Source organism: Catellatospora sp. NPDC049111, assembly GCF_040648615.1.
Taxonomy (GTDB): domain Bacteria; phylum Actinomycetota; class Actinomycetes; order Mycobacteriales; family Micromonosporaceae; genus Catellatospora; species Catellatospora aurea.
The window spans coordinates 142,442-152,679 of sequence record NZ_JBEZEB010000017.1 but is presented as its reverse complement, the minus strand read 5'-3'; the positions used below and the strand labels follow the sequence as shown (position 1 = coordinate 152,679).

The 10,238-nt window shown below is 71.0% G+C and carries 9 protein-coding genes and 2 rRNA genes; 8 read left to right on the top strand and 3 right to left on the bottom strand.

All coding sequences use genetic code 11. The features are described from left to right. Both AB0B66_RS23605 and rrf read left to right on the top strand, forming a co-directional pair. Positions 1 to 88, top strand: a 23S ribosomal RNA gene (locus tag AB0B66_RS23605); the annotation flags it as partial. 102 nt (positions 89 to 190) lie between these two features. Continuing rightward, positions 191 to 307 (top strand): 5S ribosomal RNA (gene rrf, locus AB0B66_RS23600). Positions 308 to 410: 103 nt separating this feature from the next. On the opposite strand, the gene AB0B66_RS23595 is transcribed toward rrf, so the two are convergent. Beyond that, positions 411 to 1,181, bottom strand: coding sequence for a phosphotransferase (locus tag AB0B66_RS23595; protein ID WP_360533631.1), 771 nt, complete (start codon positions 1,179 to 1,181; stop codon positions 411 to 413). A gap of 156 nt (positions 1,182 to 1,337) precedes the next feature. On the opposite strand from AB0B66_RS23595, the gene AB0B66_RS23590 reads away from it, so the two are divergent. Then, positions 1,338 to 1,880 (top strand): sigma-70 family RNA polymerase sigma factor, encoded by a 543-nt coding sequence (locus tag AB0B66_RS23590; RefSeq protein ID WP_360533628.1) that lies wholly within the window; start codon positions 1,338 to 1,340, stop codon positions 1,878 to 1,880. Between the two features lie 11 nt (positions 1,881 to 1,891). Next, positions 1,892 to 2,911 carry a CU044_5270 family protein gene (locus tag AB0B66_RS23585; RefSeq protein WP_360533625.1) on the top strand — a complete coding sequence of 340 codons (1,020 nt, stop codon included), beginning with the start codon at positions 1,892 to 1,894 and terminating at the stop codon, positions 2,909 to 2,911. Between the two features lie 130 nt (positions 2,912 to 3,041). On the opposite strand, the gene AB0B66_RS23580 is transcribed toward AB0B66_RS23585, so the two are convergent. Further along, the gene (locus AB0B66_RS23580; RefSeq protein WP_360533622.1) at positions 3,042 to 3,749 is read right to left on the bottom strand and encodes a hypothetical protein; all 708 of its coding nucleotides are present in this window, start codon (positions 3,747 to 3,749) and stop codon (positions 3,042 to 3,044) included. An 84-nt stretch (positions 3,750 to 3,833) separates the two neighbouring features. Between AB0B66_RS23580 and AB0B66_RS23575 the strand changes: the two genes are divergently transcribed. The 3 genes from AB0B66_RS23575 to AB0B66_RS23565 are packed head-to-tail and all read left to right on the top strand — an operon-like array spanning position 3,834 to position 8,303. Beyond that, positions 3,834 to 6,467, top strand: coding sequence for a valine--tRNA ligase (locus AB0B66_RS23575; protein ID WP_360533619.1), 2,634 nt, complete (start codon positions 3,834 to 3,836; stop codon positions 6,465 to 6,467). A 35-nt stretch (positions 6,468 to 6,502) separates the two neighbouring features. Then, positions 6,503 to 7,825 carry a folylpolyglutamate synthase/dihydrofolate synthase family protein gene (locus AB0B66_RS23570; protein WP_360533658.1) on the top strand — a complete coding sequence of 441 codons (1,323 nt, stop codon included), beginning with the start codon at positions 6,503 to 6,505 and terminating at the stop codon, positions 7,823 to 7,825. 22 nt (positions 7,826 to 7,847) lie between these two features. Further along, a complete protein-coding gene (locus AB0B66_RS23565; protein ID WP_360533616.1) occupies positions 7,848 to 8,303 on the top strand; it encodes a DUF4233 domain-containing protein in 456 nt (151 codons plus the stop codon). On the opposite strand, the gene AB0B66_RS23560 is transcribed toward AB0B66_RS23565, so the two are convergent. After that, the gene (locus AB0B66_RS23560; protein ID WP_360533613.1) at positions 8,300 to 9,589 is read right to left on the bottom strand and encodes a VOC family protein; all 1,290 of its coding nucleotides are present in this window, start codon (positions 9,587 to 9,589) and stop codon (positions 8,300 to 8,302) included. The genes AB0B66_RS23565 and AB0B66_RS23560 overlap by 4 nt on opposite strands. 219 nt (positions 9,590 to 9,808) lie before the next feature. On the opposite strand from AB0B66_RS23560, the gene ndk reads away from it, so the two are divergent. Next, positions 9,809 to 10,219 carry a nucleoside-diphosphate kinase gene (gene ndk / locus AB0B66_RS23555; protein WP_203692558.1) on the top strand — a complete coding sequence of 137 codons (411 nt, stop codon included), beginning with the start codon at positions 9,809 to 9,811 and terminating at the stop codon, positions 10,217 to 10,219. Positions 10,220 to 10,238 lie beyond the last annotated feature (19 nt).

Genomic DNA, 10,238 nt, shown 5'->3' with positions numbered 1-10,238 from the left:
CGGCTAGACCACCGGGTTGATAGGCCAGAGATGTAAGCACAGTAATGTGTTCAGTCGACTGGTACTAATAGGCCGAGGACTTACCTAAACAACACAGCAGATCCTGCAACGATGTCTCGCGTCCACCATGCACATCACGACACGCAACCCCCAGCACCAAGGCTGGCGCGGGTTGACATGTTGATAGAGTTACGGCGGTCATGGCGGAGGGGAAACGCCCGGTAACATTCCGAACCCGGAAGCTAAGCCCTCCAGCGCCGATGGTACTGCAACGGGGACGTTGTGGGAGAGTAGGACACCGCCGGACAAACATCGCTGTTCAAGGCCCGACCATTCACGGTCGGGCCTTGACGCGTTTATGTGCGCCTATTCGGGCCCCTACGCCATGGGGCCCTTTTTTGTGTCCAGGATCAGGGGCGTAGCAACTCCAGGAGGCGTGTGGCCTGAGCCTCGACCGTGCCCGGCGGGTTGCGGTGGGCGTTCCGCCCCTCGGTCAGCACCAGCCGAAGCCAGAACATCGCCCACAGCCGGCGGCCCGCGCGCAGGCGCGTGCGGTCCACGTCGAATCGTGCGCAGAACGCCTCGGTATCCGTCGTGCGCAGGGACAGGTGCTCGGACAGGATCGCCAGTTCCGTCGCGCGATCGGAGACCGCGGCATCCTCGAAGTCGACGATGCGCACCCGTTCGCCGTCCCACAGGTAGTTCGGCAGGTGCGGATCGCGGTGCCCGATGACCGTCGCGGCCGGCGGTCGGCTCAGCAGGTCCGGATCGGGGCCGTCCCACCACGACATGGCGGCGTCATAAGCCGCGGCGGCGACGACGTTGTCGGGGCGTGGCCCCTCGGTCAGCCGCCGGGCGAAACCGAGGTCGTCCGACCACGGCCAGGCTTCGGCCAGTTCACGGTGCGGGATGCGCCACAGCCGGGTGAGGGCCGCGCCGAGCGCGAGCGACTGGGCGGTGCCCAGTCCGCCGGAGAGCGGCTCCCCGGGCACGAGTGACATGGTCACCGTGGGCGGGTCTGCGGTGAGGTCGGCGTGCAGGGGTTCCGGCGCCAGGTCGGGTTCGTGCCGATGCACCAGCTGGAGTGCCGTCCATTCGCGCAGGTGCTCATCCCGCTCCCAGGAGACGTACCGCTTCGTGAGCTGCGTTCCCTCGATCGTCACATCATGGGTGTGCACCACGCCCGCGACGCTATCCGATCCTGATCACCGGTGGTGTCCCGCCGACCCGAGGCACCACCGTCCCCGTCGCCGCGCTTTGCGAGATCTCACCGGTAATCATCGAGCCGCCGCCGACACAGAGCAGGGTGACAATCGCCATCGCAGTAGGGAGTTCGCATGGGCCCGCCGCCCGGCCGCGACGAAGGCTGGTTCACCAAGATCTACGACGAGCACTACCAGCAGATCCTCCGGTACGGCCGGCGTCGCCTGGTCGACGAAGACGGACCCGCCGAACTCGCGCAGGAGGTGTTCGCGGTCGCCTGGCGTCGGCGCGACGAAGTGCCGGAACACTGTCTGCCCTGGTTGTACGGGGTGTCTCGGCGGCTGCTGGCCAATCAGTGGCGGGCCCGCCGGTCTGCCGGGCGGCAAGTGCCGATCGCCGAGGCGGACGCCTTGCGGGTGCCGGGCTCGGCGGGTGCCGACGCGACGCTGGGGGTGGCCGACGTCCGGGCCGCCATGCGTTCGTTGTCCGACCTGGACCAGGAGATCCTCCGCCTGATCGGCTGGGAGGAGCTGACGGTCGCCGAGGCCGCGCAGGTGCTCGGCTGCAGCCGTACGACCGCGGCGGTGCGGTTGCACCGTGCCCGCGGACGGCTCACCGCTGCCATGTCCGCCCCGCTCACCCCGTCCGTGCCGCACCGCAAACTGGCCCGATCGTGAAAGGACCCGAGATGTTTGGAGCACAGCGGACCCGTACCCTGCTCGGCCCTGCCGACCCGGCACGCCGCATGCCCTCGGAACCGCCTCGGCTCTCGGCCGTCGAGCTGATCGCCTGGGCTGAGGCGACCGCCGAGCCGAGTACGCCGCGGAGAGGCGTGCGCCGCGATGCCCGCCTGCCGCGGCGAATGGTTCTCGCTACCGGGGCGGTCACGCTCGCGGCCGGTGCCGTGGCGGTGATCGGGGCATCGGGTGCGCTCGTCGACGTGGAGCCCGGTCCCGCTGATCCGCCCGGCACTGCGGCGGGCCGGGTGCTCGTGCCGGTGGCGTACCAGCCGGGCACGGACGAGGCGGCCGGGCCCCGGCTGCGAGCGCTGGCCGACGGGCTGGTCGACGCGGCTTACGAAAGCAGCGCGGGCAGGTACACCTACCACCGCAAGCAGGTGTGGGGTGATCCGGTGATGACGTCGCCCGACGGCCGGTTCTCTGTCGCCTTCTCCCACGAGACGAAGGTCTGGTGGGCTCCCGGCGAGCCGGGACGGCAGGCCACCGTCATGGGCGTGCCAGAGTATCCGGACCAGGCATCGCGTGACTACTGGGCGAGCCGCCTGCCGGTCTCCGCGACGGCCTCGGCCGACGCGATCCCGCTGCCGCCGTTCGAGTCGGCGGCGCTGCCCTCGACGGGGCGGGAGCTGGCCAGGATGCTCAAGACCGAGCTGGGGGCGGGAGCCGTCGGCAAGGAGACGAGCAAGATCTTCGGTCGGTACGCCGTACCGCGGGCGATCCGTGCGGAGGTCCTGCGCGTCCTCGCCGACGTGCCGGGTTTCCGCTGGCGTGGTGAGGTGACCGACCGGGCGGGCCGTGATGGGCTGGCGGTCACGTTCGACGACCGCGAGCACGGGCAGCAGCACCTGCTGATCTTCCACCCCCGGACGGGTGAGCTGCTCGCCTCGGAGCTGCTGACCCTCGGCCCGGTCCGCATGAACGCCTACGAGCTGATCCTCGACACCGGCCGCACCGACCGCCTTGGCTGACCCGCGCCTTGCCGGGCTACCTGCCTCGGGTGGCCCGGCAGGGCAACCGCCGAGCGTGATCGATCATGAAGTTAGGGCAGCGACACACCGTCGAACACGGCCATAAGTTCATGATCAACGCGGAGGGGGGTCAGGGGCGGGTGAGGGTGGTGGTGCGGATGGTGGTCATGAGGGGGGCGGCTTCGGTGGGGGTGCGGCCGGGGAAGAGGGCCAGGGCGAGGCTGCCGTGGTCGGCCCAGCCGCAGACGGCCATGATGCCGTCGGGGGCGTCGGTGGCGCCGCACTTGAGGACGCCGCCCAGGTCGCCGGGGTCGTAGCCGGTGAGGCCGGTGACACCGCCGGTCTCGTCCTCCATGAGCTTGAGCACCGTGTCGAGTTCGCGTTCGGGGCTGAACATGGTGGTGGTGCCGCCGAAGACCATGACGCTCTTGGCCGCGCCCTCGGCCGGGTCGGTGTAGATGCCGGTCGCCGTGGCGTCGAGCTCGATGCCGGCAGCGAGCGCGGTCAGCAGGTAGCCGGCGGTGTCCTTGGCCGCGGGGCTGTCGTCGCGGACCATCGTGCCGATCTTCTCGGGCATGGTGAGCTTCGCGTCGTTCTGCTGGGTGATCCTGATCAACGTGGGGCCGAGCGTGAACGCGGCGGCGATCGCGCCCGCGCCGAGCACGGCCATGGCGGTGAGAGTCCAGCGGCGGCGCTTGCTGTGCGCGGCGGGGGAGTCCTCGGGCTCGACCGGGTCGGGGCCGGGCACCAGGCGCACGGCCGGCCGGGCGTACTGGGGGATCTCCACCGCTTCCGGTGCCGCCGATTCCTGGCGTACCTTCGCGTCCTGCTCTGACATGTGCCCACCTTCCGCCGACTCGCGGAGCCTAGCAAGCCGCAGCCTGCCAGCGGTGGACCCAAGGGAGCTTCGTAGAATCGGCGGGTGACCGAACACAGCCAGCAGCCGCGCGAGCCGCGCGCCCCGTCCTCGTCCGAGCTTGCCGCCGCGTACCAGCCCGGCGAGGTAGAGCAGCGGCGGTACGAGCAGTGGGTAGCCGCCGGTCACTTCGACGCCGACGCGAAGAGCGACAAGCCGCCGTTCGCGATCGTGATCCCGCCGCCGAACGTGACAGGTTCGCTGCACGTGGGGCACGCGCTCGATCACACCATTCAGGACTCGCTGATCCGCCGCAAGCGCATGCAGGGCTTCGAGGCGCTGTGGCTGCCGGGCATGGACCACGCGGGCATCGCCACGCAGAACGTCGTGGAGCGCAAGCTGGCCGCGGAGGGTCTGTCGCGTCACGACCTGGGCCGCGAGACGTTCGTCGAGCGGGTGTGGCAGTGGAAGGCCGAGTCCGGTGGCGCGATCCTCGGGCAGATGCGCCGCCTCGGCGACTCCGTCGACTGGTCGCGTGAGCGTTTCACCATGGACGAGGGCCTGTCGCGGGCTGTGCAGACCATCTTCAAGAAGCTGTACGACGACGACCTGATCTACCGCGCCGAGCGGATCATCAACTGGTGCCCGCGCTGCCTGACCGCGCTGAGCGACATCGAGGTGGAGCACAGCGACGACGAGGGCGAGCTGGTCTCCATCCGGTACAGCGACGAGATCGTGGTCGCCACCACCCGGGCCGAGACGATGCTCGGCGACACCGCGGTGGCGGTGCACCCCGACGACGAGCGCTACAAGCACCTCATCGGCACCGAGGTCGAGCTGCCGCTGACCGGGCGGCGCATCCCGATCGTCGGCGACGCGCACGTCGACCCGGCGTTCGGCACCGGCTGCGTGAAGGTGACCCCGGCGCACGACCCGAACGACTTCGAGATCGGGCAGCGGCACAACCTGCCCTCGATCACGATGATGGACGAGCGGGCGATCATCACGGTGCACGGGCCGTTCCTGGGCCTGGACCGGTACGAGGCCCGCCCGGCCGTGGTCGCCGCGCTGCGCGAGCAGGGGCGGATCGTGGCCGAGAAGCGCCCGTACGTGCACGCGGTGGGGCACTGCTCGCGCTGCAAGACCACGGTCGAGCCGCGGCTGTCGCTGCAGTGGTTCGTCAACACCGGCCCGCTGGCCAAGGCGGCGGGTGACGCCGTGCGCGACGGCCGCACCAAGATCGAGCCCGCGGAGCTGTCGAAGCGTTACTTCGCCTGGGTGGACAACATGCACGACTGGTGCATCTCGCGCCAGCTGTGGTGGGGCCACCGCATCCCGGTCTGGTACGGCCCGGACGGCGAGGTCGTCTGCGTCGGCCCCGACGACGAGGTGCCCAGCGGTGACGGCTGGCGGCAGGACGAGGACGTGCTCGACACGTGGTTCTCCTCGGCGCTGTGGCCGTTCTCCACGCTGGGCTGGCCCGAGCAGACCGCCGACCTGGCCAAGTTCTACCCGACCAGCGTGCTGGTCACCGGCTACGACATCCTGTTCTTCTGGGTCGCCCGGATGATGATGTTCGGCCTGTACGCGATGGACGGCAGGCAGCCGTTCGACGTCGTGGCGCTGCACGGCATGGTCCGTGACCAGTACGGCAAGAAGATGTCCAAGTCGTTCGGCAACGTCGTCGACCCGCTGGACTGGATCGAGCGCTTCGGCGCGGACGCGACCCGGTTCACGCTGGCCCGCGGCGCGAACCCGGGCTCGGACGTGCCGGTCAGCGAGGAGTGGTGCCAGGGCTCGCGCAACTTCTGCAACAAGCTCTGGAACGCCACCCGGTTCGCGCTGATCAACGGCGCACACACCGACGGCGAGCTGCCCACCGAGCTGTCGACGATCGACCGCTGGATCCTGTCCCGGCTGCAGCACACCATCACCGAGGTCGACGAGTACTTCGAGAACTACGAGTTCGCGAAGGTCTGCGACAGCCTGTTCCACTTCGCCTGGGACGACGTCTGCGACTGGTACGTGGAGCTGGCCAAGCCGGTGCTGACCGGCGACGACGCCGCCGCGGCCGAGCGCACCCGCCGGGTGCTCGGGCACGTGCTGGACCAGCTGCTGCGCCTGCTGCACCCGGTCATCCCGTTCGTCACCGACGAGCTGTGGTGCGCGCTGAACAAGGCCGAGGGCAACGCCTCGGTCATGGTCGCGGCGTGGCCGGCGGCGAACCCGGCGCTGATCGACGACGCGGCCGAGGCCGAGCTGGAGACGCTGCAGCGCGTCGTCACCGAGGTGCGCCGCTTCCGGGCCGATCAGGGCCTCAAGCCGGGTCAGCGGGTGGCCGCGCAGCTCGACGGGCTGGCCGAGGCCGGCATCGCCGCGCACGAGCCGCTGATGCGCTTCCTGGCCCGGCTGGACGTGCCCGGGGACGGCTTCACGGCCACCGGCACGGTCGCGGTCGCGGGTGGGGTGACGGTGTCCCTGGACACCCGGGGCAGCATCGACGTGGCCGCCGAACGGGCCCGCCTGACCAAGGACCGGGCCGCCGCCGAGAAGGAGATCTCGCAGGCCACGGCGAAGCTGGGCAACGAGGGATTCCTGGCCAAGGCTCCGGAGCAGGTGGTGGCGAAGCTGCGCGAGCGGCTCGCCACGGCCGAAGCCGACGTGACTCGCATCGACGCCGCGCTCGCGCAGCTAGGGTGACATTCGTGAGCTCTTCCGCTCAAGACGGACAGGACATGTCGTACGCCGAGGTGGAGGCCGCGCTGGACCGGCGCGGCTTCACCCGGATGGTCTTCGACCTCGGCCGCATCGAGGACCTGCTGGACGTGCTCGGCAGCCCGCAGCGGGCGTACCCGTCGATCCATCTGACCGGCACCAACGGCAAGACCTCCACCGCCCGCATGATCGACAGCCTGCTGCGCGCGCACGGGCTGCACACCGGCCGGTACACCAGCCCGCACCTGGAGACGGTCCGGGAGCGGATCAGCCTGGACGGGCAGCCGGTCGACGAGGAGCGCTTCGCCGCGGTGTACGCCGAGGTCGGGCCGCTGGCCGAGCTGATCGACGCGCGCAGCGACGAGCCGCTGACCTACTTCGACATGACCACCGCGCTGGCGTTCGCGACGTTCGCCGACGCGCCGGTGGACGTGGCCGTGGTCGAGGTCGGCCTCGGCGGCGCGGAGGACGCGACCAACGTGATCCAGGCCGGCGTCGCGGTGATCACGCCGATCGGGCTGGACCACACCGAGTGGCTCGGCGACACGATCGCCGACATCGCGCTGGCCAAGTCGGGCATCGTGCACGAGGGAGCCACGCTGATCTGCGCGCTGCAGCCGGAGGAGGCGATGGAGCCGATCCTGGAGCGCTGCGCCGAGGTCGGCGCGACCGTCGCCCGGGAGGGCAGCGAGTTCGGCGTCATCGAGCGCAACCTGGCGCTCGGCGGGCAGGTGCTGACGCTGCAGGGCCTGGGCGGGGTGTACGACGAGATCTTCCTGCCGCTGCACGGTGCGCACCAGGCGCAGAACGCCGCCCTGGCGCTCGCCGCGGTCGAGGCGTTCCTGGGCGCGGGCAAGGACCGGCAGCTGGAGGTGGAGTTGGTCCGCGAGGGCTTCGCGTCCAGCTCGTCGCCGGGCCGGCTGGAGCGGGTGCGCAACGCGCCGACGGTGCTGGTCGACGCGGCGCACAACCCGCACGGCATGGCCGCGACGGTCGCGGCGCTGACCGAGGAGTTCTCGTTCCGCCGTCTGGTGGCCGTGGTCGCCATGCTCGGCGACAAGGACGCCGAGGGTGTGCTGGAGTTGCTGGAGCCCGTCGTCGACGAGCTGGTCTGCGCCCGCAACTCCTCGCCGCGGGCGCTGCCCGCCGAGGAACTGGCGGAGATCGCGTACGAGATCTTCGGGGAGGACCGGGTGCACGTGCACGCCGAGCTGCCCGACGCGATCGAGGCCGCGGTGACCCTGGCCGAGGCGGACATCGACGCCGGCATCAGCGGCGTCGGCGTGCTGATCACCGGCTCCGTCGTCACCGTCGCCGACGCCCGTAAGCTGTTCCAGCGATGAGTGAGCAGCACGGGGAGCGCGGATGACCGAGCACAGCCACCCGGGTGAGGCCCCGGCAGGCTCGACGCCGGAGGGGCCCGCCGGGCACAAGCCGGGTGAGGCCCGCGAGCGGGATCTGCAGCTGAGCCTGGGCGGCAAGCCCAGCGGCCTGCGCAACCCGACGAAGGCCGTGCGCGGCCTGGGCGCGGGCACGCTGGTGCTGGAGGCGCTGGTGCTGCTGCTCGCGCTGATGCCGATCTGGGTGCTGCGCCCACCGGGCGGCAGCATGGCCGCGGTGACCGTGGCGCTGGTCGCCGTCGTGGTGGCGATGGCGCTGACCGCCACCCTGCGCTTCCCGTGGGGTTGGCACCTGGTCTCGGTGTTCCAGGCGGCCCTGCTGCTGCTGGGCTTCCTGCACTGGGCGTTCGCGGTGGTCGGCGTCGTGTTCGGGCTCACCTGGGCCTATGTGCTGTATGTGCGCCGGACCGTGGCCCGCTAGGCGCGCGCCTTCCACTCGATGACCGCGATGCCGTGGCCGTCGGGGTCCTTGAACGAGGCCGCCCACAGTTCGAGGCGCTCGCCGTGGTTGACGACCCGGGGGGCGTAGGTGAACTTGACCCCGCGCACCTTCAGCTCCCGGTAGACCGCGTCGATGTCGCCGACCTCCAGGTTGAGGTGCACGTGGCGGCGGTTGACCGGGGCCAGCTCGGGAGTCGTGCGCAGCACCAGCCGAGTGTCGCCGGAGGCGAGCACCAGGTTGTCGGGCCCGCCGTCGATCTCGTAGAAGCCGAGCAGGTCGTGGTAGAAGACGCGGGACCGGTCCAGGTCGGTGACGAGCAGCGTGATGCCGACGCCCTGGATCGACCCGGCGGAGGCGGGGCGGGCGTGCGGTGACGCGACGAGCAGGTCGTCGATGCCGGCTCCGGCCGGGGGCGGCAGCGCCACGGGCCCGGTGAGCGTGTCCGAGATCGCGGGCGCGGCCGGCTCCGGCACGTCCGCGAAGTCGATCACGTCGACGGAGGTGAAGTCCGGCGACTCCTGGTCCATCGGGGTGCGTGGTCCGGGCACGTCGCCGCTGTACAGCTCGCCCTCCAGGACGGCGACCGGCGCGGACTCCTCGCGTGGCACGGGCGGGCGGCGGTGCGGGCTCGGCTGGCGGCGGGGCAGCGGATCCGCGGCGGGCACCGCGTCGAGGTCGATCGGGTCGTCGTCGCGGAAACCGGCGTAGGTGTCGTCGGACCCGCGGTGGCCGTCGTGGCCCGGGTCGCCGTAGTGGCCGAGGCCGTCGTCGTGGTGCGGGTCGTCGAAGTGCGGATCGTCGTAGTCGTCGCCCGGGTCGTGGTAGAACTCGTCGTCGCCGTGGTCGAACGCCTGCTCGTAGCGCTCACCGTGGGTGCCGACCTTCTCCCACTGGATCTTGATCCGGCGCGCGTCGGCGACGGCGACCAGGGCGGGCAGCGTGTCGCCCGCGTCCGGCCACTTCAGCACCGGCACCCGCGGGTCGTTCATGATCACGGTCTGGCCGGGGTGGCCGGGCGCGTCCACCAGCACCTGCATCTCGCAGCGGCCGAACTCGGCGCTCAGCGGCGGTTCGGAGGCCTTCACCACGTGCACGGTGCCCGCCACGTACGCCTTGTCGGCGCCGAGCATCGACGCGGTGGTCAGCAGCGCCACGGCGACGACGACCATCGCCGCGCCGACCGCCCCCAGCGGCCAGCTGCCCAGGCCCGCGGACATCGAGATGACGAACAGGCCCAGCGCGCCGAGGCACACGGCGGTGGTCACCCGGCCTGGCCGGACCGGTTTGCGCCCTAACCGTGCCAACGCGTGCCTCCCCGAGCGCTGTGTGCACGACCACAGCGCGCCGCCTCCCCGCAACGCTGTGTCTTCAATCCATGACCTTAGGCGGGTCCGTCGATCGAGGAAAGTGCAGTTCGGTAGGCTGATGAGCCCACCTCGTGTTGTCGCAGGTGGGGACATGTGTCGCCTTCAAGGAGGAAGTTCGTGGCGGAACGTTCGCTCGTGCTGATCAAGCCGGACGCGGTGCGCCGTGGCCTGGTCGGGGAGATCATCTCGCGTTTCGAGCGCAAGGGGCTGACCGTCGACGCGCTCGTGCTGCGCACGATGGACGCCGACCTCGCCGACGCGCACTACGCCGAGCACGTCGAGAAGGCGTTCTACCCGCCGCTCAAGGCCTTCATGACCGCCGGCCCGCTGGTCGCCGCGATCGTGTCCGGCGACGAGGCCATCGCGGTGATCCGCCTGCTGGTCGGCGCGACCGACGGCCGGGCCGCGGCCGCGGGCACCATCCGCGGCGACCTCTCGCTGTCCAACCGCGAGAACCTGGTGCACGCCTCCGACTCGGCCGAGTCCGCCGAGCGCGAGATCAAGCTCTGGTTCCCCGAACTGTCGTAGCCCGTCCCTACGGTGGCCG

What these genes read in the sequence shown, in the direction of transcription:
- AB0B66_RS23590 (WP_360533628.1), top strand. Translation starts at nt 1,338, where the DNA reads ATGGGCCCGCCGCCCGGCCGCGACGAAGGCTGGTTCACCAAGATCTAC.
- AB0B66_RS23585 (WP_360533625.1), top strand. Translation starts at nt 1,892, where the DNA reads ATGTTTGGAGCACAGCGGACCCGTACCCTGCTCGGCCCTGCCGACCCG.
- AB0B66_RS23580 (WP_360533622.1), bottom strand. Translation starts at nt 3,749, where the DNA reads ATGTCAGAGCAGGACGCGAAGGTACGCCAGGAATCGGCGGCACCGGAA.
- AB0B66_RS23570 (WP_360533658.1), top strand. Translation starts at nt 6,503, where the DNA reads ATGTCGTACGCCGAGGTGGAGGCCGCGCTGGACCGGCGCGGCTTCACC.
- AB0B66_RS23565 (WP_360533616.1), top strand. Translation starts at nt 7,848, where the DNA reads ATGACCGAGCACAGCCACCCGGGTGAGGCCCCGGCAGGCTCGACGCCG.